Origin of the sequence: Brevundimonas sp., from assembly GCF_036400995.1 — a bacterium.
In the GTDB taxonomy this organism is placed as follows: Bacteria; Pseudomonadota; Alphaproteobacteria; order Caulobacterales; family Caulobacteraceae; genus Brevundimonas.
This window is the reverse complement of the sequence record NZ_DASWWG010000070.1, coordinates 14,147-34,395: the sequence shown is the minus strand read 5'-3', so window position 1 is coordinate 34,395 and position 20,249 is coordinate 14,147. Positions and strand designations below refer to the sequence as shown.

At 69.0% G+C, this 20,249-nt stretch carries 19 protein-coding genes and 1 tRNA gene; 11 read left to right on the top strand and 9 right to left on the bottom strand.

Annotated features, from left to right (window positions below):
* Window positions 1-10: 10 nt before the first annotated feature.
* Window positions 11-625: a ribonuclease D gene (locus tag VGE03_RS10470; RefSeq protein WP_331046423.1), complete on the bottom strand. Its 615-nt coding sequence runs from the start codon at window positions 623-625 to the stop codon at window positions 11-13.
* Window positions 626-901: 276 nt separating this feature from the next.
* Window positions 902-988, bottom strand: a tRNA-Leu gene (locus VGE03_RS10465).
* A 180-nt stretch (window positions 989-1,168) separates the two neighbouring features.
* Here VGE03_RS10465 and VGE03_RS10460 point away from each other — a divergent pair.
* The gene (locus tag VGE03_RS10460) at window positions 1,169-2,137 is read left to right on the top strand and encodes a complex I NDUFA9 subunit family protein (protein ID WP_331046422.1); all 969 of its coding nucleotides are present in this window, start codon (window positions 1,169-1,171) and stop codon (window positions 2,135-2,137) included.
* Window positions 2,138-2,203: 66 nt separating this feature from the next.
* On the opposite strand, the gene VGE03_RS10455 is transcribed toward VGE03_RS10460, so the two are convergent.
* Both VGE03_RS10455 and VGE03_RS10450 read right to left on the bottom strand, forming a co-directional pair.
* Window positions 2,204-3,004 carry an undecaprenyl-diphosphate phosphatase gene (locus tag VGE03_RS10455; RefSeq protein ID WP_331046421.1) on the bottom strand — a complete coding sequence of 267 codons (801 nt, stop codon included), beginning with the start codon at window positions 3,002-3,004 and terminating at the stop codon, window positions 2,204-2,206.
* A gap of 29 nt (window positions 3,005-3,033) precedes the next feature.
* Complete coding sequence (locus VGE03_RS10450; protein WP_331046420.1) at window positions 3,034-4,188, bottom strand: citrate/2-methylcitrate synthase; 1,155 nt, start codon at window positions 4,186-4,188, stop codon at window positions 3,034-3,036.
* 136 nt (window positions 4,189-4,324) lie between these two features.
* Here VGE03_RS10450 and VGE03_RS10445 point away from each other — a divergent pair, with 136 nt between their 5' ends.
* Genes VGE03_RS10445 through queG form a run of 4 tightly spaced genes read left to right on the top strand, consistent with a single transcriptional unit; the run spans window position 4,325 to window position 8,111 of the window.
* Window positions 4,325-5,272, top strand: a complete 948-nt coding sequence (locus VGE03_RS10445; RefSeq protein ID WP_331046419.1) for a cation diffusion facilitator family transporter — start codon at window positions 4,325-4,327, stop codon at window positions 5,270-5,272.
* Between the two features lie 36 nt (window positions 5,273-5,308).
* Window positions 5,309-5,992 (top strand): glutathione S-transferase family protein, encoded by a 684-nt coding sequence (locus VGE03_RS10440; RefSeq protein WP_331046418.1) that lies wholly within the window; start codon window positions 5,309-5,311, stop codon window positions 5,990-5,992.
* 16 nt (window positions 5,993-6,008) lie between these two features.
* Window positions 6,009-7,067, top strand: a complete 1,059-nt coding sequence (locus VGE03_RS10435; protein ID WP_331046417.1) for a hypothetical protein — start codon at window positions 6,009-6,011, stop codon at window positions 7,065-7,067.
* A gap of 9 nt (window positions 7,068-7,076) precedes the next feature.
* The gene (gene queG, locus VGE03_RS10430; protein ID WP_331046416.1) at window positions 7,077-8,111 is read left to right on the top strand and encodes a tRNA epoxyqueuosine(34) reductase QueG; all 1,035 of its coding nucleotides are present in this window, start codon (window positions 7,077-7,079) and stop codon (window positions 8,109-8,111) included.
* Here the strand turns inward: queG and VGE03_RS10425 are convergent.
* Both VGE03_RS10425 and VGE03_RS10420 read right to left on the bottom strand, forming a co-directional pair.
* Window positions 8,108-8,644 (bottom strand): FKBP-type peptidyl-prolyl cis-trans isomerase, encoded by a 537-nt coding sequence (locus VGE03_RS10425; RefSeq protein ID WP_331046415.1) that lies wholly within the window; start codon window positions 8,642-8,644, stop codon window positions 8,108-8,110. The genes queG and VGE03_RS10425 overlap by 4 nt on opposite strands.
* Entirely contained in the window at window positions 8,625-9,827 is a 1,203-nt protein-coding gene (locus tag VGE03_RS10420; RefSeq protein ID WP_331046414.1) for a threonine ammonia-lyase, read from the bottom strand. Before VGE03_RS10420 ends, VGE03_RS10425 begins: the two co-directional genes overlap by 20 nt.
* A gap of 139 nt (window positions 9,828-9,966) precedes the next feature.
* Here VGE03_RS10420 and VGE03_RS10415 point away from each other — a divergent pair, with 139 nt between their 5' ends.
* The 3 genes from VGE03_RS10415 to VGE03_RS10405 all read left to right on the top strand — a co-directional run bounded on the left by VGE03_RS10415 (window position 9,967) and on the right by VGE03_RS10405 (window position 11,530).
* Complete coding sequence (locus tag VGE03_RS10415; protein WP_331046413.1) at window positions 9,967-10,482, top strand: hypothetical protein; 516 nt, start codon at window positions 9,967-9,969, stop codon at window positions 10,480-10,482.
* Window positions 10,483-10,538: 56 nt separating this feature from the next.
* The gene (locus VGE03_RS10410; RefSeq protein ID WP_331046412.1) at window positions 10,539-11,183 is read left to right on the top strand and encodes a hypothetical protein; all 645 of its coding nucleotides are present in this window, start codon (window positions 10,539-10,541) and stop codon (window positions 11,181-11,183) included.
* 149 nt (window positions 11,184-11,332) lie between these two features.
* Window positions 11,333-11,530, top strand: coding sequence for a hypothetical protein (locus VGE03_RS10405; RefSeq protein ID WP_331046411.1), 198 nt, complete (start codon window positions 11,333-11,335; stop codon window positions 11,528-11,530).
* A 206-nt stretch (window positions 11,531-11,736) separates the two neighbouring features.
* On the opposite strand, the gene VGE03_RS10400 is transcribed toward VGE03_RS10405, so the two are convergent.
* The 3 genes from VGE03_RS10400 to rplU form a co-directional block, all read right to left on the bottom strand.
* Window positions 11,737-12,270 (bottom strand): GNAT family N-acetyltransferase, encoded by a 534-nt coding sequence (locus tag VGE03_RS10400; protein WP_331046410.1) that lies wholly within the window; start codon window positions 12,268-12,270, stop codon window positions 11,737-11,739.
* A gap of 164 nt (window positions 12,271-12,434) precedes the next feature.
* Window positions 12,435-12,722, bottom strand: a complete 288-nt coding sequence (gene rpmA, locus VGE03_RS10395) for a 50S ribosomal protein L27 (protein ID WP_331046409.1) — start codon at window positions 12,720-12,722, stop codon at window positions 12,435-12,437.
* 90 nt (window positions 12,723-12,812) lie between these two features.
* The gene (gene rplU / locus VGE03_RS10390; protein ID WP_331046408.1) at window positions 12,813-13,316 is read right to left on the bottom strand and encodes a 50S ribosomal protein L21; all 504 of its coding nucleotides are present in this window, start codon (window positions 13,314-13,316) and stop codon (window positions 12,813-12,815) included.
* 427 nt (window positions 13,317-13,743) lie between these two features.
* Here rplU and VGE03_RS10385 point away from each other — a divergent pair, with 427 nt between their 5' ends.
* The 3 genes from VGE03_RS10385 to VGE03_RS10375 all read left to right on the top strand — a co-directional run bounded on the left by VGE03_RS10385 (window position 13,744) and on the right by VGE03_RS10375 (window position 20,172).
* Window positions 13,744-18,372 (top strand): beta strand repeat-containing protein, encoded by a 4,629-nt coding sequence (locus VGE03_RS10385; protein ID WP_331046407.1) that lies wholly within the window; start codon window positions 13,744-13,746, stop codon window positions 18,370-18,372.
* A 62-nt stretch (window positions 18,373-18,434) separates the two neighbouring features.
* Entirely contained in the window at window positions 18,435-19,094 is a 660-nt protein-coding gene (locus VGE03_RS10380) for a hypothetical protein (RefSeq protein ID WP_331046406.1), read from the top strand.
* Between the two features lie 82 nt (window positions 19,095-19,176).
* Window positions 19,177-20,172, top strand: a complete 996-nt coding sequence (locus tag VGE03_RS10375; protein ID WP_331046405.1) for a cation diffusion facilitator family transporter — start codon at window positions 19,177-19,179, stop codon at window positions 20,170-20,172.
* Window positions 20,173-20,249 lie beyond the last annotated feature (77 nt).

The window sequence follows — 20,249 nt, the reverse complement described above, 5'->3', positions numbered from 1 at the left end:
GGCCTCAGTCTCAGGCGTGGGCGAAGATATCCTGCTCGTCCCAGCCGGCCAGATCGAGGGCGGCGCGGGTGGGCAGGAAGTCGAAACATTTGCGGGCCAGTTCGGTGCGACCCTCGCGCTCCAGCATCTCGTCCAGCCGCGCCTTGACGGCGTGCAGGTACAGGACGTCGGAGGCGGCGTAGTCGAGCTGGGCCTGGGTCAGGACCGGCGAGCCCCAGTCGCTGGACTGCTGGGCCTTGGAGAGCTCCACGCCGGCGCATTCGCGCACCACGTCCTTGAGGCCGTGGCGGTCGGTGTAGGTGCGGGCCAGCTTGGAGGCGATCTTGGTGCAGTAGACCGGGGCGGTATCGACGCCGAGGTGCAGCTGGAACATGCCGATGTCGAAGCGGCCGAAGTGGAACAGCTTGAGCACCTGCGGATCGGCCAGCACGCGCTTCAGGTTCGGGCAGTCATAGGCGGGACGATTCAGGCGCACGACATGGGCGTCGCCGTCGCCGGACGACAGTTGCACCACGCACAGGGGGTCGCGGCGGAAGCGCAGGCCCATGGTCTCGGAATCGACGGCCACCACCGGCCCCAGATCGAGGCCGTCGGGCAGGTCGCCTTCGTGAAGATAAACGGTCATGGGGAGTAGGTAGCGCCTTGGCCGTGGGGATGCGAGCGCAATCCCGTCTGACAGGGGCTCGAAAGTGGCTGGTGGCTAGTGGCCAGTGGCTGGCCAGCAGCCTGCGACCGCACGGTTTGCGCCGCCCTTCCGCAGGCGGTGACGCTGCAACAACTAGCCACTAGCCACTAATCACTTCGCCGCACTGACCCCGCCTGAGGGCCACCAGTATGCGTCGAGCCAAGGCCCAAAAGAGAAAAGGCGCCGCATCGGACGATGCAGCGCCTTTTCAATAATTGGTGCCCAGAAGAGGACTCGAACCTCCACGACCTTTCAGTCACTGGCACCTGAAGCCAGCGCGTCTACCAATTCCGCCATCTGGGCCAAACGTCCGTGCCGCGAGCGGCGTTTCCGTCTGGAAGGCGCGGACCTCTAAGGCAGTGCCCGGACCGGGTCAACAACCTTTTCCAGCATTTTTTGCGTTTGCGTTGCGAGCCCCCCCGCCATCGTCTAATCCGCCGTCGTGCAAGGGTATTCCCGCGCCGTCCGCATTGGAGTTCTGACATGAGCGAAGTCGCCCCCGGCCTGATCACCGTCTTCGGCGGCTCGGGATTCGTCGGCAGCCAGGTGGTGAGCGCCCTGGCCCGCAGGGGCTGGCGTATCCGCATCGCCTGCCGTCGTCCGGACCGCGCCTGGAAGCTGCAGACGGCCGGAACGGTCGGTCAGATCAAGACCATCCGCTGCGACGCGACCGACGCCGCCCAGGTGGCCGAGGCGCTGCACGGCGCGGACGCCGCGATCAATCTGGTCGGCATCCTGTACGAAGGCGGCGGCCGCAAATTCCAGGACCTGCATGTCGGCGTGTCGCGCACGATCGCCGAAGCCTGCGCCGCGGCGGACATCCGCCTGCTGCAGATGTCGGCCCTGGGCGCCAATCCGGAAAGCGCCTCCGACTACGCCCGCACCAAGGCCGAGGCCGAGATGGCGGTGCGCGAGGTCAAGCCGGACGCGATCATCGTGCGCCCGTCGGTCGTGTTCGGCGCGGGCGACGACTTCCTGAACAAGTTCGGCAAGATGGCCCAGACCGCTCCGGTCCTGCCGCTGATCGGCGGCGGCCAGACGAAATTCCAGCCGGTCTATGTCGGCGACGTCGCCGCCGCGATCGCCATCGCCCTGGGCCGCAGCGACTCGGCCGGCCAGACCTACGAGCTGGGCGGACCGGCGATCATGACCTTCGAGGATGTGCTGAAGCTGGTCTCGCGCGAGACCTATCGCACCCCGGGCCTCGTGCCCCTGCCCTTCTTCGTCGCGAAGCTGATCGGCGCCCTGGCGCAGATCCCGGCGATCATCGGCCTGAAGCCGGTCCTGACCGAAGACCAGGTCGAACTGCTGAAGAGCGACAACGTGGTCTCCGGCGGCGCCAAGGGGCTGGCCGACCTAGGCATCGAGCCGACGGGTGTCGAGGCGGTGGCCGCCAGCTATCTGTGGCGCTACCGCAAGGGCGGCCAGTTCGCGGAGCCGGTCGCGGCCTGATCCGCAAGGCAGACATGAAAAGGCCGGGCTGGAGCGATCCAGCCCGGCCTTTTTCGTTTCAGGCGATCAGTAGACCCAGAGCGCCATGAGGCCGACGACACCGACCACGATCCGCCAGATGGCGAAGGGGGTGAAGCCGTAGTCGGCGACGAAGCGCATCAGGAACCGCACCACGATCAGGCCGGCGACAAAGGCGCTGATGAAGCCCACCGCGATGACCCAGCCGAAACTGAGGTCCAGCTCGCCGCCGCTTTTGATCAGGTCGTAGGTGAAGGCGCCGACCATGGTCGGGATAGCCAGGAAGAACGAGAACTCCGCCGCCGCCGGCTTCTCCAGCTTCAGCAGCAGGCCGCCGGCGATGGTCGAGCCCGAGCGCGACACGCCGGGGACGAGGGCCAGGCACTGGAACAGGCCGATCAGGGCCGAGGTCTTCCAGGTCAGTTGCATGGCGTCGAAATGTTTGGGCATCGGCGCCCAGCGATCCAGCGCCATCAGCAGGAAGCCGCCGACGATCAGGCTGATGCAGATGATCTGGGGCGTCTCGAACAGATAGCCCTTGATGAAGTCGTACAGGAACGCCCCCGCCAGCAGGGACGGAATGAAGGCGATCAGGACGCTGATGGCGAAATGGCGGGCCTTGGGGTCCGTCGGCAGGCCGATCAGCACCTTCCACAGGCGACCGAAGTAGAGCAGCACGAGGGCCAGGATGGCGCCGAGCTGGATCATGACCACGAAGGAGGTCCAGCGGGCGTCGGTCAGCCCCAGCGCCTCGCGCAGAAGAAGCAGGTGACCGGTGGAGGACACCGGAATGAACTCGGTCAGACCCTCGATCAGGCCGAGGAGGATCGCCGCAAGCCAGTCAGCCATGGATTTCCCTTAACCCCGGGTCCGTCGCCTCAGTGCGCGCCCGGCTCCGGTCCCACATAGCGCAGGCGCGCCCGGATAGGCGAGCCGTCAAGACACTGGTCCAGCGCATGGGCCAGCAGACCGGCGAGGCGGCCGGTCAGGAGAATGTCCTGCGCCGCGTCGCGCGGCAGCTCCATCCGGCGCGTGGCCGTCGCCAGGGCAAGGGCGAAGGCGGGCGGCCGTCCGGCGGCGGCCTCCCCGTCCCGCAGCACCCGCTGCAGGTCGATCGGCAGGTCGGCGGCGGCCAGCAGGGCCTCGGCGCGGGGATCGCCTCCGGACCAGTCCGGGTCGCCGAACCCGGCCAGATCAAGATCGCGCAGCGTCTCGGCGGGGTGACGCCGTGCGGCGTTGACCCAGGCGGAGGCGCGCACGGCGCCCGCGACCAGCGGCGACGCGGCGGCCACGGTCAGTCCGGCGAGCGCCGCCGCCGCGAGGGAAGCGCCGCCGCCGGCGACCGCGCGGGTGGCGATCACGGCGGCGTCCATGCCGGCGTCGGCGGACAGGACCAGGGCCCGGCGGATCAACTGGGCGTCCCGCTCGGGCGCCTTCCAGAAGCGGGCGAGCCGCTGGTGCAGGAACAGGCGCGGGCCGGGGCCGGCGACGGCGTCGACGGCCTCGTCCAGCACCCGCGCGCATTCGATGCGCAGGGCCTCCGGGTCGCGGACCTTCGCTTCGGCGTCTTCGTCGGCGCGGCGCGACAGGGCGGTGAACAGACGGGCGCGCGCCGAGCCGCCGGGGGTGACGCCGACGCGCGGCTTGACCTGGGCGAAAGGATTGGCGGCGCGGGCGCTCCAGAGATGGCGGGCGACGTCCTCGAGCGTCGCGGCGTTCGACAACTGCACCGCGTCCATGCCGCGATAGAACAGCCGGCCCGAAGCGATGACGCTGACCGACGACTCCAGATCGGCCTCGCCCCGCGCGGCGGGGCCCCGTTCGATGGGACGGGCGGCCTCGTCTCCCGGGATCGGCGCCCCGGTCAGGCGGGCGATATCGCGGACGGCATAGAGGCTGCGGCGGGGATCGGCGGGATCCGGTCGCGCGGCGATCCGTCCACGACTGACGTAGGCGTAAAGCGTTTGCGCCTTGACCCCCAGCCGGCTGAGCGCCTCGCCGCGCCCGATCCAGCGTTCACCGAAGGTGTCCATCCCCGTCTCCCCCGGCTACTGCGACGCCCGGAAACCCTAACGGGGCGTGACCATGAGGCGGTTTCATGACGAACACGCTAACGCCGGTATGCGCGATCACTTGGCAGGCGCACGGGTTTCCGCGACAAGTCGCGACATGACCGCTTCCTCCCTCGAAGACGCTCACGCGGCCACGCGCGGCGTCACGCGCCTGTCGGTGGCCGTGGCCGTGGCGCTCATTGTGCTGAAGACCTTCGCCCTCGGGGCTTCGGGATCGGTGTCGATCCTCGCCTCGCTGGCCGATTCGGCGCTGGACCTGATCGCCTCGCTGGCCACCTTCTTCGCCGTGCGCTGGGCGGCCGCGCCGCCGGACGAGGACCATCGTTTCGGCCACGGCAAGGGCGAGGCCATGGCCGCGCTGGTGCAGGCGGGGCTGGTCTTCGCTTCGGCCGTCTTCATCGGCTGGGAGGCCATCCAGCGCCTGTTCGACCCGCGTCCGGTGACGGCGGGCTGGGCCGGCGTGACGGTGATCGCGATTTCCATGGCCCTGACCGGCTGGCTGATCTGGCAGCAGGGCCGGGCGATCCGGGCGAGCGGCTCGACCGCCGTCAGCGCGGATCGCGCCCATTACGCTTCGGACCTGGCGGCGAATGTGGTCGTTCTGATCGGGGTGATCTCGGGCGCCTTCCTGACCGCGCCGGGACTGGACGCCGCCGCCGGGCTGGTGGTCGCCGTCTGGCTGTTCTGGGGCGCGACCAGCGTGCTGAAGGGGGCTGCGGACGAACTGCTGGACCGGACCGCCTCGGACTCTGACCGGGCCTCGATCACCACTGCTGTCCTGTCCGACCCCCGCATTTCCGGCGTCCACCGGCTGCGCACCCGGCAGGCCGGGCCGGTTCTGATGATCCAGATGCACGTCGACATGGCGGCCGACCTGACCCTGGCTCAGGCGCACGACATCCTCGAGGCGGCGGAGAACCGGCTGACGGCGATGTGGCCGCACGCCGACATCATGATCCACCCGGACCCGCGCGGCCCGACGCCGGTCGTCGCGAAGCCGCCGAAAAAAGCCGCCGATACGGCCTCTCCCGGGGCGGATGACTAACGCGCGCTTAACGGCCTTGGGCGCATGGATCGGCCAATGTCGGTTTCGGTTCTCTTCCACTTCGCCTTCGACCCCGCCTCGCGCGCCGCGCGACTGGCGCTGGGCGAGGCCAAGGTCGCGTTCGAGGAGAACGCGGTAAAGCCGTGGGAGCCGGACTGCCCGGTCGCCACCCTGAATCCGTCGGGCATGACCCCGGTCCTTCAGACCACGGCCAACAGCCGGGTGCTGACGGTCTGCGAGCAGACGGCGATCCTGGGCTGGCTGGAGGACCGGACCAAGGACGCCTTCCTGATGCCGTCCGACCCGTTCGAACGGGCCGAGACCCGGCGTCTGGTCAGCTGGTTTGATCGCCGCTTCACCGACGAGGTGGACGCAGTGCTCCTGCACGAGCGGATGGAGAAGCCCCTGCTGCGGCTGGGCCCGCCGGAGGCCCGGGCCCTGCGCGCCGGGCGCGAGGCGCTGAAGCACCATCTGGTGATGATGGAGGCCCTGCTGGGAGAACGCGACTGGCTGGCCGGTCGGCGCATGAGCCAGGCGGACATCGTCGCGGCCGCCCACCTGTCGGTGCTGGACTATTTCAGCGAGATCGGCTGGGCGAACTATCCGGCGCTGAAGACCTGGTACATGAAGCTGAAGTCGCGGCCCTGTTTCCGCACCCTGCTGTCCGACCGCTTCCCAGGGGTGGCCCCGGCGGGCCATTATACCGACCTCGATTTCTGAGGCGGGGGCCGATTCCATGTTGAAGTTCCAGAAGACGGCCCTGCTGGCCGCGATGACGCTGTGCGTCGCGCCGATGTCGGCGGCGACGGCGGCGACGGCTCCGTCGGCGATGAGCGCGCCGCAGGAGCGCGAGGCGGCGGCCATGCAGGAATGGCTGGCGCGCACGGCCGCCTGGACCCGGGGCTATTCGGAACTGACCAGCCGCCGCGTCGACACCATCCTGTGGCTGACCGACGCGCCGAATACCCTGGTGACCAAGCTGAACGACCCGTCCAAGGCGCGCGCCCGCGAATGGGTGACGACCTGGGCGGCCGAGGCCCGGGCGCGTCTGGCCTCGGAAATGGACTTCTACCGCAGCCTGCCGACCGAGATTCCGCGCCCGGCCGCCATCGTGCCCCTGTCCGCCCAGAACGAGATGCGTCTGACGAGCATGGGGCGACTGGCCGACCGCACCGGGACCCTGATGATCTCCACCGGGCAGGCCTGCGAGGAATACATCCAGCTGATGGAAGCGGCGGCGTCGGGGCGACAGGAGGACCTGGTCCGTCTGGACGCCGGTTTCTACAAGCTGACGCTGGCCCATCTGCAGGCCGAGGTGGTGATGATGGAAGGCTTCGCGGAGGGTTCGACCGGCCCGGCGCGCGAGTTCGCCATGACCCAGGTCGAGAGCAACCGGGCGATCATCGTCTGGACCCAGCACCTGCACGACCAGTATTTCGGCAATGCCGACGGCGCGGCCACGGCGGTCCGGCTGCGGGGTCACGCGACGACGATGCGTGAGATCGTCGCCCGTCTGCGTGTCCAGCTGCGCGGGGTCGAGCGGGACCTGCGCAGCACCCCCGAGATGGCCGCGACACCCTTCGGCCAGACCATGACCCGCGTGATGGCCTCGATGCACGAGACGGCCGCGGTCGAGGAGCAGATCGCGGACGCCATCGACGCACTGGCCGACGCCGCCGCGCGCAATGACGAAGCGGCCGGGACCGCCGCCGCAGAACGGATCAGCGCCCTGGTGACGGAACGGATCCGTCTGGACGCCGTTCGCCGCGAGATGCTGGCCGGCGCCCAGAGCTGACGGAGGCCCATGGCCGACCCCCGCGACACCCTCCGCAAGGCCGCCGCCGGGCTGGGCTTCGACGTCTGCCGGTTCGCCTCGGCGTCGGAGCCGTGGAGCGCGGGCGAGCGGCTGGCGCATTTCGTCGAGGCCGGACGGCACGGCGAGATGGGCTGGATGGAGACCACGCTGGAGCGCCGGGCCCATCCGACCTCGATGTGGGACGGGGCCAGGACCGCCATCGTGCTGGGGCTCAACTACGGCCCCGGCCATGATCCGCTGCCGGAGCTGGCGGACCGGTCGGCCGGCTACATTTCGGTCTACGCCCGGGGCGACGACTATCACGAGGTGATCAAGGGCCGGCTGAAGACCCTCGCGGGACAGATCGCGGCGAAGACCGGCCAGGACGTGAAGGTCTTTGTCGACACCGCCCCCCTGATGGAAAAGCCGCTGGCGCAACGGGCCGGGCTGGGCTGGCAGGGAAAGCACACCAACCTGCTGTCGCGCAGCCACGGCAATTGGCTGTTCCTGGGGGTCATCCTGAGCGCGGCCGAATTCGAGCCGGACGCGCCGGAGACCGAGCACTGCGGCCGCTGCACCGCCTGTCTGGACGCCTGCCCGACCAATGCCTTCCCGGCGCCGTTCCAGCTGGATGCGCGGCGGTGCCTGTCCTACCTGACCATCGAGTTCGCCGGGTCGTGGCCGGAGGAGTTCCGCGAGGCGACGGGCAGCCGGATCTACGGCTGCGACGACTGCCTGGCGTCCTGCCCGTGGAACAAGTTCGCCGCCGAGGCCAGCGAAAGCCGGGTGCAGGCGCGCGACAGCCTGGTCTCGCCCCGCCTGGCCGATCTGGCGGCGCTGGACGACCCCTCGTTCCGGGCGCTGTTCACCAAGAGCCCGGTCAAGCGGATCGGGCGCAACCGCTTCGTCCGCAATGTGCTGTACGCCATCGGCAACAGCGGGGATGCCGGGCTGATCCCGTCAACCCGGGCGCTGCTGGACGATCCCGACCCCGTGGTGCGGGACGCGGCGGAGTGGGCGCTGGGGCGGCTGCTCGCGGCCTAGCCGTTGGCGGTCGCCGCGCGGCCGAGGGAGCCGTCACCCGGGTTGCGGGCGAGGTCCAGCAGCTTCAGGCGGAAGACCAGCACGCTGTTGGCCGGGATCTCGGGCGAGACCTGATCGCGGTAGCCCTTTTCGGCGGGCAGATAGACGATCCACTCGTCGCCGACCTTCATGTGCTGCAGCACCTCCGTCCAGCCGCTGACGACCTGATCGAGCGTGAAGACGGCGGGCTGGCCCTTTTCGTAGGAGCTGTCGAAGACCGAGCCGTCGATCAGCGAACCCTCGTAGTCGACGCGGACCAGATCGTTGCCGTCGGGGCTTTCGCCGCCGGCGGGACCAGACTGGACAACCTTGTACTGGATGCCGCCCGGCAGGGTGCGGACGCCCTCTTCCCGGGCGTTCTTCTCGAGGAAGGCCTGACCCGCCTTGAGGTTGGCCTCGGCGTCGCCGCCGCCGGCCTCGGGCGCGCGGTTGCAGGCGGCCAGCGCCGCGATCATGGCCAGCGCCGCGGCGCCCTTAACCCATCCGGAGTTCATAGCCCGCACCTTCAAGTCCCTGTCTGATTTCCTCGGCGTGCGCCTCGCCGCGGGTCTCGACCATGATGTCGAACTCCGCGCCCTTGGCCGGCACGTCCAGCGCCAGCCGGTTATGCACCACGTCGATGATGTTTCCGCCAAGCCCGCCGATGACGGCGCTCATTTTCGACAGCATGCCCGGGCGATCGTCGCCGAGGATGCGATAGACGATCAGCCGCTTCTCGCGGACCAGCTCGCGGTTCAGCACCACGGCCAGCATGCGGGCGTCGATATTGCCGCCGGTCAGCTCGATGCCGACCTTCAGCCCCTTGAACTTGTCCGGATAGGCCAGCATGGCGGCGAGACCGCCGGCGCCCGCGCCCTCGGCGACCGTCCGTTCCATGGTGGCGAGGAAGGCGACGCCCTTCTCGAAGTCGGCCTCCTGGCAGACGAGAACCTCGTCGATCAGACCGTCGGCGATGGCGAAGGGGATGTCGCCCACGGCCTTGATGGCGATGCCCTCGGCGATCGTCTGGCCGCCGCATTTCGGCGTCTCGCCCTGACGGCGGGCGTTGAACGAAGGGTACATGGCCGCCTCGACCCCGACGATGCGGATCGACGGCTTCAGCGTCTTGGCCGCCAGCGCCGAGCCTGCGATCAGGCCGCCGCCGCCGATGGGGATGATCAGGACGTCGAGGTCCGGCGCATCCTCCATGAACTCCAGCCCGCAGACGCCCTGACCGGCGACGATTCCCTCGTCATCGAAGGCCGACACGAAGACGAAGCCCTCCTCATCGCGCAGGCGATGGGCCTCCTCGGTCGAGCCGGAGAAATCCAGTCCCTTGATGACGACATTGGCGCCGTGCTGGCGCGTGCCGTCGATCTTCACGAAGGGCGTGCCCTCGGGCATGACGATGGTCACGGGCACGCCCAGACGGCCGCCGTGATAGGCCAACGCCTGCGCGTGATTGCCCGCGCTGGCGGCGACGACGCCGCGCTTGCGCTCTTCCGGCGTCAGCTGGAGCAGGCGGTTCAGCGCCCCGCGCTCCTTGAAGCTGCCGGTGAAATGCAGGTTGTCGAATTTGATCCAGACCTCGGCGCCCGTCAGCTGGGACAGACGGCGGGAATAGCGGACCGGCGTGCGGTCGACCTGGCCGGCGATCCGCTCCCGCGCGGCCAGAATGTCGTCAAACGTGACTGTCATGGACGTCCCCTATAGCCGGTCTCGCGCCGGATTTGTGGCGCGCTTGTGGACCACGGTCCAAACGGTCGCAACCTTGACCTTATGGCGGCGTTGAGCGTCTGATCGGATGTTCGACCCGAGCCCCCCAACGGAGAGAGCCATGTCCATCGCCCGGTCCCTTCAAACCCTCGCCGTCCTCACCGCCGCCGGCGCCGTCCTGGCCGGTTGCGCAACCGCGCCCGTGGCCCCGGTCGGCCCCTCGGGCCCGGCGCCGTTCAACATCGCCGATTTCAACTGGTCGTCCGGCACCGGTCGCGGCGCCATCGAGGGCCGAATCGACTATCGCCGCGAGGGTCAGGCGTACGCCTGCACCGGCTCGGTCGCCCTGACGCCCGACACCCCCTACACCCGCGCGCGCTTCCGCACCCTGTACGGCTCGACCGATCGCGCCGCCCTGCCGGAAGCCGTCGTGCGGGCCCGCACCGTCGCGGATCCCAACGCCGACTATCGCGGTTTCGTCCGGTCGGCTGTGTGCCGGGACGGCCGCTTCGAGTTCACCGGCCTCCCCGCGGGCGGCTGGTTCATCATCGCCCCGGTCAGCGCCGGCGGCGATCGCGTGGTGCTGATGCGTCACGTGGACACCCGCAGCGGACGGATCGCCGTCACCCTGCCCTGAAGCCTGCCAGTATCGTTTTTCGAGGCCGCGTATCGGGCCGCCCCGGAGAATTAACCATGCGAGCCGCCCCTGCCCTGATCGCCGCCGTCGGACTGGTCCTGACCGCCGCGCCCGTCGCCGCCCAGTCCTGGAACGAGGGCTATGGCTATGAGTACGGCAACAGTGGCTACAGCGGGGGCTACGACCCCGAGCCGTCGCGATACTACACCCCGCGCTGGCGCTCGAACGCCGTGCCGTCGAACTTCGACTGGCGCAGCCAGCTGGACCGGCCGGGCGACTATCGCTGCGACCGGTTCTGGGACGCGAGCCGGGACGACTGCGGCGACCGCTGGCGCGACCAGCGTCACCGGGTCAGCCCCCAGGCCCGCGCCGACTACCAGGCCCTGGCCGGCTACAGCTACGGCGGCGGGTACGGCCATGACCGCTACGGTCGCGGCTACGGCCAGGGGTACGGATATGGTCCGCGCCGCGGCTATGGCTCCCAATACTATGGCCACGGCTACGGCGGGTACGGCCAGGGCGGGACGACCTATGAAGGCGCCTACGGGCGGCCGGACGTCGTCTTCCCGGGCGGCGGGCATGGCTACGGCGGGGGCCGGGATGCGCGCCGCGTCGACTGGTGCCGGGCCAACTATCGGTCCTACGACCCGCGCAGCGGCTACTACAGGGCATGGAGCGGTCGGCTGGTCTGGTGCGGCTGAAACCGCCCGAAACAAGCTAAGCCATTGAAGAGCGGACATTGTTCATCCGATCACGGATGTGTGGGTGAGCAGCGTTCGCCATTTTTTCGCCCGCCCTCGCCCGCTTCGCTCCTCCCGGCCCCAAGCGGGCGTAGTCGAGGGGGAGCGTCATGTCCCAGCACAACATCTCGGGGTCCGAGGTCTTCGGCCCCAAACCGTTCGTCATCCTGCGCGGCGTGAGGTCCAGCGGCCTGCGTCGTCAGCGCAAGGCGCGGACCCTGCTCGCCTTCGTGGCCGGGGTGGTGGTCGCCGTGGCCGCGGGCGCCGCCGCCGTGGCGGCGATGGCGGGCCCGGCGCTCTTCGGCTGAACGCGCTCCTCGGCTGAAAGCCGAAGAGCGCATTTTTACTGGGCCGCGGTCGTCGGCCCTTCGGGACCTCCCGACCCGACGCGGCCTGGCGCTTCGCGCAGGCTGGACGTCGGGCGCCGTATCACGGTGGATCAGGATAGGGCGTGCGCGAAGCGCCAGGCCGCGTCGGGTCGAGAAGGCGGAGCCTTCTGACCGCGGCCCAAACTTCAGGCCAGCCAGACCATCCGGCGGGTACGGGCGTCCTCGCCGCGGGCGCGACTGAAGCCGTTGCGGACCTCGCCCGTGTACAGGAAGCCCGCCTTCTCCAGCACCCGACCCGAGGCGGGGTTGTCGGAGAAGTGGCCGGCGACCAGCGCCCGGCGCTTCCACTTGCGGCTGGCCCAGGCGACGCCGGCCTCCAGCGCCTCGGTCGCATAGCCCCGCCCCCAGAAGGGACGGCCGATCCAGTAGCCGACCTCCGGCGCGACATCGCCGTCCTCGAACAGGCCGATGACGCCGACGGGGCCGTGGTCCTCGTGCTCGATCAGGAAGGTGCGCGACCGGGCGGGATCCTGCCCCTGAACGTTCAGGACGAAGGTCTCGGCGTCGAAGGTGGAATAGGGATACGGCATCCGCAGGGTCATCCGCGCGATGTCGGCGTCGTTCGCCAGGGCGGCCAGACGGGTCACGTCCTGGGCCTGCGGGGCGCGCAGGGCCAGACGCCGCGTCTCGACGACGGGGGAGGGTTCGATCACGCACATGACACGCCTCATTCGCAATCCACCGCCTCCTTGGAGGGCTCGGGCGGTGTTCGAGGCGGGGAAACGAAAAAGGGAGCCTGGTGATCCAGACTCCCCGCGGAATATTTCCCTTGGTCCGGATCGGGGCCCTTGGGCCGACGCGATCCGGGGATTTCCGTTTCGCGTTACTCGGCGGCCGCGGCCTGCTGGGCGTCGTCGTTGGCGGCGAGAATCGACACGTAACAACGACCACCGCGTTTGGTGGTGAACTGCACGGCGCCGTTGGTCAGGGCGAAGAGGGTGTGGTCACGACCCATGCCCATGTTCTCACCCGGGTGGAACGTGGTGCCGCGTTGACGCACGATGATGTTGCCGGCCAGCACGCGCTCGCCGCCGAACTTCTTCACGCCGAGGCGCTTCGACTCGGAGTCGCGACCGTTGCGCGACGAACCGCCGGATTTCTTGTGAGCCATCGTAACTCTCTTCGGTTTGCACCCGGCGCCCTCAGGCGCCCGGTACGATCATTCTAGCACAGTCGCGCCGGGAGGGCGCGTTCGGAACTCTTAGGCTTCGTCGGTCGAAGCGGCGGCGGCCTTCTTGGCCGGGGCCTTCTTCGCGGCGGGAGCCTTGGCGGCCTTGGCCGGCTTGGCTTCTTCAGCGGCGGCCTCGACGCGCGGGGCCAGGCCACGGGCGCGGGCGTTCATTTCCGCCTTGGTCAGGGTCTCGACCTTGCCGTCCCACTTGGCCTTCTCGCCGGCGCCTTCGATGCCGGTGATGCGCAGGACCGATTCCATCTGACGATGGCCGTTGGTGCGGCGGTAGCCCTGACGACGGATCTTCTTGAAGATCTTGATCTTCTCACCCTTGCGGGTCTCGACCAGCGTCGCGGCGACCGAAGCGCCGTCGATCAGCGGAGCGCCGACGGTGACGCCCTTGTCGCCGCCCAGCATGAGAACTTCACCGAAGTTGACGGCAGCGCCGGCTTCGCCGTCGAGCTTCTCGACAACGATCACGTCGCCCGGTTGGACCCGGTACTGCTTGCCGCCGGTCTTGATCACCGCGTACATGTTGAAGCCTCAGCGTAACGCAAAAAGAATAGCGCCCGCGGGGACCCCCGGCGGGCGAAGAGCGGCGACATATACGGAAGGCCTCCCCGGAGTCAACGCGGACGGGGAAAAAACCCCGACGCCGCCTTGCAGGCTCAAGCCACGCCGGAAAGCCGAAGCCTCCATCACCTTGATATATAGGCGATCCCCGGCCGGAGCCGCCCGGCGCCGGGCGGCCGGCAATGCCCCGCAAGTGGAACACAACCTTAAGAATACCCTCCGTTTACCGAACCAAATTCTTCGCAGACGCGAAAGCCCGGCTTTTTCAATCGGAAAACCGAATCCAAGGTTGCGAAGTCGAGCCGCTTAAGGTTTAGGTAAGAGTACCTAACGCTCGCCAAGAGCGTGTCAGACTGCGTTCCGCGCGCATCGTCCTGGGGAGGGACACATGCCGACGACCTGGACGACCACCACCGACCCTATCGGCGACACCGGCTCTTTCGACAGCCGGATGATCTTCGGCGACTTCGACGGCGATGGCGACATCGACATCCTTTACCAGAACGGCAACACGGCCGGGTCGGGCATCGGGTATCTGCGGAACGACGGCGGGACCTTCACCAACTTCACCGACGCGACGGCGGCCGGATCGATCTTCGCGGGCGTGGACTTCAGCGGGCGCCAGATCAGCCCGGCGAGCTTCTTCATCTTCGATTTCGACAGCGACGGCGATCTCGACATCCTCGACCGCACGTCAGGCTCGACCACCTTCTTCCGGAACAACGCCAACGGCGGCTTTACCCGCATCACCGACCCGGTGCCGGACACCGGGGCGTTTGACCAACGCATGGTGTGGGGCGACTTCGACAACGACGGCGACGTCGACGCCCTCTATCAGAACGGCAACACCGCGGGCTCCGGGATCGGCTTCCTGCGCAACGACGGCGCCCTGACCTTCACCAACTTCACCGACGCCTCCGCGGCGGGCACCCCGTTCACGGGCGTCAGCTTCGCCGGCCTGCAGGTCACCACATCCACGTTCGTCGTCGACGTCGATGACGACGGCGACATGGACATCCTGGATCGCGGCGCGACCCAGGTTATGTACCGCAATGACGCCGGCACGATGGTGCGGACCACCGACCCGCTGGCCGACATCGGCGCGTTCGACGCCCGGATGATCTTCGGCGACTTCGACAGCGACGGCGACACCGACGCCATCTACCAGAACGGCAATACCGCCGGGACCGGCTTCGGCTATTTCCGCAATGACGGCGGAACCTTCACCAACTTCACCACCCTGACCGGCACGCCGTTCGCGGGCCTGGATCTGGCCGGCCAGCAGCTGACCACCTGGACCGCGGTGGACATCGACGATGACGGCGATGTGGACATCGTCGACCGCGATCAGGCCGCCGGCGGCCTGGTGCTGTACCGCCAGAACGGCGCCCCGCCGACCCTCGTCTCCTCGACCCCGTCGGACAACGGCACGGGCGTGGCGTCCTCCGCCAACATCACCCTGACGTTCAGCGAGAGCGTGTCGAAGGGCAACGGCAATATCTATATCTACCGGGGCGACGGCACCCTGATCGAGACGATCAGCGTGAACTCCGTGCAGGTCAGCGGGTCCGGCACGACCTGGACGATCGATCCCTCGGTCACCCTGCAGGGCCTCACCAACTATTACATCCTGATCGACCAGGAGACCTTCGCCGACAGCGAGGGCGCGGTCTTCGCGGGCATCAGCAACGCCACCACGCTCAACTTCACCACGGCAGCGGTCAACACCGCGCCGACCTTCGGCAACCTGAACGGCGACGCCGCCGCCCACACCGAGAATGTGGCGGTGCGGTTGGATGTCGGGGGCAACGCCACCGTCGCGGACGCCGAGAGCGCCAACTTCGACACGGGCACGCTGACGGTCTCGATCACCGGCAACGGCCAGTCCGGGCAGGACGTGCTGAGCATCGCCAACATCGGCAACGGGGCGGGCCAGATCGGCGTCTCCGGCGCGGCGGTTTTCTATGCGGGCGTCCAGATCGGCACCTTCACCGGCGGCAGCGGGGGGGCCAATCTGGTGATCACCTTCGACGCTGACGCCACGCCGGCGGCGGTGCAGGCCCTCGTGCGGGCGCTGCAGTACAACAACACCTCCGACGCCCCGAACACCGCCACCCGCACGGTGACGGTCGTCCTGACCGATGGCGACGGCGGCACCAGCACCACCCAGACCACGACGGTTTCGGTGACGGCGGCCAATGATCCGCACACGGGCGGAGTCTCCGTGTCCGGTACGGCGACCGAGAACCAGACCCTGACGGCCGTCTCCACCCTGGCCGACCCCGACGGCCTGGGCACGCTGCATTATGACTGGCAGCGCGACACCGGGTCGGGCTTCGTCTCCATCGGCGCGGCCGATCAGCCGACCTATACCCTCGGCGACGCCGACGTCGGCGCCGTGGTGCGCGTGGTCGTTACCTACACCGACGCGGGCGGCACGAGCGAATCGTCCACCAGCGCCGGCACGTCCGCGGTCGCGGCCATCAACGATCCGCACACCGGCGGAGCCTCGATCACCGGCACGACGACCGAGGACCAGGTCCTGACCGCGGTTTCGACCCTGGCCGACGTCGATGGACTGGGGACGCTGCACTACGACTGGCAGCGCGACACCGGCTCGGGCTTCGTCTCGATCGGCGCCGCTGACCAGGCCACCTACACCCTCGGCGACGCCGACGTCGGCGCCGTCGTGCGCGTGGTCATCAGCTACACCGACGGGCAGGGCTTCAGCGAAAGCGCCACCAGCGCCGGCACAGCGACCATCGCCAACGTCGACGACGCCGCCGTGGCGGTCGATGACGTGAACAACACCGGCGAAAGCTCGGCGGTGAGCGGCACGGTCTTCGGCAACGACAGCGACATCGACGGCCCGGCCCTGACCGTTGCGGCGGTCAACGGATCGGCGGCCTCGGTCGGAACCCAGATCACCCTGCCCTCGGGCGCCCTGCTGACGCTGAACGCCGACGGCACCTACTCCTACGACCCGAACGGCGTGTTCCAGTATGTGCCGGGCCCGTCCTCGGGCTCGCCCAACCAGACCGCCACCGACAGCTTCACCTACACGCTGGCCAACGGCAACACGGCCACGGTGACGATCACCATCAACGGCGAGGACTCCGAAGGCGACGTCGTCACCGGCGGCGGCGGCGACGACGTGCTGGTCTCGGGCGACGGCGACGACACCCTGCAGGGCAGCGCCGGCAACGACACCCTGACCGGCGGCGCGGGCAACGACACCGCCGACTACAGCGGCGCCTCCAGCGGCGTCCAGGTGCGCCTGGATCGGGGCGACACCCCGACCGACGGCGACGGCGGAACGGACACCCTGACGGACATCGAGAACGTCACCGGCTCGGCCTTCAACGACGTGCTCGGCGGCAACAACGGCGCCAATGTGCTCAGCGGCGGCGGCGGCTTCGACGTCCTCGTCGGCCGGGACGGCAATGACGTGCTGCACGGCGGGTCCGGCGCCGCCAACCAGCTGATCGGCGGCACGGGCGACGACACTTATTATGTCGACGCCAACGATACGATCGTCGAGCTGCTCAACGAGGGCTACGACACGATCAACACGACGCGCAGCACCTTCACCCTGCCGGCCAACGTCGAGGCCCTGACCTTCGTCGGCGCGGGCGCCTTCACCGGCATCGGCAACGGCCTGGACAACACCCTGACCGGCGGCGCGGGCGATGACTTCCTGCGCGGCGGGGCCGGCAACGACACCCTGCGCGGCGCGGGCGGCAGCGACACCGCCGACTACCTGACCGCGACCGGCGCGGTGACCGCCAACCTGACCGGCGGCACGGCCAGCGACGGCCAGGGCGGAACCGACAGCTTCCAGAGCATCGAGAACCTGCGCGGCGGGGCGTTCAACGACACCCTGTACGGTGACGCCAACGCCAACATCCTGGACGGCAGCGACGGCAACGACACCCTGGTGGGCCGCGGCGGCAATGACACCCTGCGCGGCGGCGCCGGGACGGACACCGCCGACTACAGCGACTCGACCTCGGGCATCGTCGCCCGCCTGAACACCGGCGTCATCACCGACGGTGAAGGCGGCACCGACTTCGTCACCTCGATCGAGAACGTGGTCGGCGGCGCCCACAACGATGTCATCATCGCCAGCACGGGCGACAACGTCCTGTGGGGCGGCGGCGGCATGGACATCCTGATCGGCGGCGTGGGGAACGACACCCTGCACGGCGGCGCCGGCACGGCGAACGAGCTGTACGGCGGCATCGGCGACGACACCTATGTGGTGACGGCCTACGACACCCTGGTCGAGCTGTCCGGCGAAGGGACCGACCTGGTCCAGACCACGCTGAACAACTACTTCCTCGCCGCCAACATCGAGAACATGACCTTCACCGGGACCGGCAATTTCGCCGGCGCGGGCAATGACCTGGCCAACGTCCTGACCGGCGGAGACGGGGCGGACACCCTGACCGGGGGCGGCGGCAACGACACCCTCAACGGCGGCCTCGGCCGCGACACGGTCGTCGTGAGCGGCGCCAGCTTCGAGTACACGATCGAGTATCTGGGCGGGACCCAGTACCGGATCACCGACAACGTCGGCGGCCGCGACGGGATCGATATCCTGAACGGCATGGAGGAGGTCCGCTTCTCGAACGGCATCACCGCGGTGCTGAACGGCGGCGTCTCCGGCGCCCTGTTCGTCGACAAGGAGGCCGGCGCCCCGCTGGTCCGTCCGGCGACGACCGGGGACCTGTTCATGGACGACGACAGCCTTGTGCTGACCCTGCCGCCGCTGGATGGCCTGAAGGACGTCGATGCGCCGCTGGTCCTGCCGGGCCTGACGGACGACGACTTCCTGATCAAGACGTTCGAAGGCGGGCCGCAGGTCCTGCCGCGGATCGAGGACATCCTCGCCGGTCCGGCCGGGATCCGGGGTCACGACGCCGGGCTCGGACTGCTGCCGGTCGACCGGACCGTGCACCTGGACGACCTCGGACTGGCCGGCGGCCTCCACGGCCACGACGACTGGCTGCTGTAGGGACGGAAAAAAGCGCAGGATCGGGCTCGACTGTTATAAAGTAACACGCTACAGGACCGGCGATGTCGCTGTCCGATCTCGAGCAACCGATCCTGCTGTCCCTTCTGGGCACCGGCTTCGCGACCGCCTTCCTGCACGCCGCCCTGCCGACTCACTGGCTGCCGTTCGTGCTGGTCGGTCGCGCGCAGCGGTGGAGCCTGTCGCGCCTGCTGGGCGCGGTGGGCGCCGCGGGACTGGCCCACATCGCCACCACCGCCCTGGTCGGCGGCCTGATCGTCGTCGCCGGACTGGCGCTCGACCAGTGGATCTCGGGCCTGCTGCCCTGGCTCTCGGCGGGCCTGCTGTTCCTGTTCGGCGCCTTCTACCTGGCCCGCGCCACCCTGCGCCGCCCCCAGACCGCGGGTGGCCCGCAGATCGACCTGCCCGAGCCCAGCGTCTCGCACGCGGCTGCCTTCTGGGGCCTGGTCGCGATGATGGCCGTCTCGCCCGGCGAGGTGCTGCTGCCGATCTACCTGTCCCAGGCCAAGGAAGGCCTGCTGGTGCTGGCCGCCCTGACCCTGGCCTTCGCGGCGGGCACGGTGGCCGGCATGTCCGTCTTCACCCTGCTGGCCCGCGCGGGCTGGTCGGTGCTGCGGCTGGAGCGCTGGGCGCGCTATGAAGGCGCGGTGCTGGGCGTCGCCCTGATCCTGATCGGTCTGCTGGTGGTCCTGCACCAGCACTGACCTGAAAGGTTATATATTTACATTCAAGGACTTAAGTCCACGCCACGTTGACCGTCGCCGCGGCGAAGCCTAGGACTGCCCGATGGCCCACGATCACGCCCACGACAAAGCCCACGCCGCTCATGATCACCACCATGATCATGACCACGGGCATGATCACGCCCACGACCACCATCACGGCCACAGCCACGGCCTTGGAGGGCACCACCATCACGGACCGGTGGACACCGGCGACTGGCGCTATGCGGTCGGCCTGACGGTCAATCTGGCCTTTGTCGCCGTCGAGTTCGGCGCCGGGGTTCTGAGTGACTCGACGGCCCTGATGGCCGACGCCGGACACAATCTGTCGGATGCGCTGGGGCTGGCCATGGCGGGCGGCGCGGCCTGGCTGGCGCGACGCGCGGCGGGAACGGCCCGCACCTACGGCTACGGCAAGGCGACGGTGCTGGCCGCCCTGTTCAACGCCCTGCTGCTGATCTTCGCCTGCGGAGCCATCGCCTTCGAGGCGGTCCGCCGCTTCGCCGAGCCCGCGCCCGTCGGCTCGACCACCATCATGATCGTCGCCGGCATCGGCTTCGTCATCAATCTGGGCACCGCCCTGCTGTTCATGAAGGACCAGCACAAGGACCTGAACGTCCGCGGCGCCTATCTGCACATGATGGCCGACGCGGCGGTGTCGGTCGGGGTGGTGATCGCGGGCGGCGCCATCCTGCTGACCGGCTGGTCGATCATCGACCCGATCGTCAGCCTGTTGATCGTGGCCGTCATCATGATCGGGACCTGGGGCCTGCTGAAGGACTCCGTCAATCTGGCGCTGGACGCCGCCCCGCGCGGCGTGGACGTGACCGCCATCCGGACCGCCTTCCTGGGACTGCCGGGAGTCACCGCGGTGCACGACCTGCACGTCTGGGGCCTGTCGACGACCGACACCGCCCTGACCGCGCATCTGGTGCACGACCGCCCCGACGCCGACGCGCTGCTGATCGAGGCCCAGACCCTCGCCCGCAAACGGTTCGAGATCAGCCACACCACGCTGCAGCTGGAGAGCGGCGTCCTGCCGGATTGCCCGGATTGCTGAGAGAGAGGCAGTAGGGAGTAGGCAGTAGGCAGTAGGGAGGTCTGGCACCGCCGCCCCCTTCGCGCGACCCTACTGCC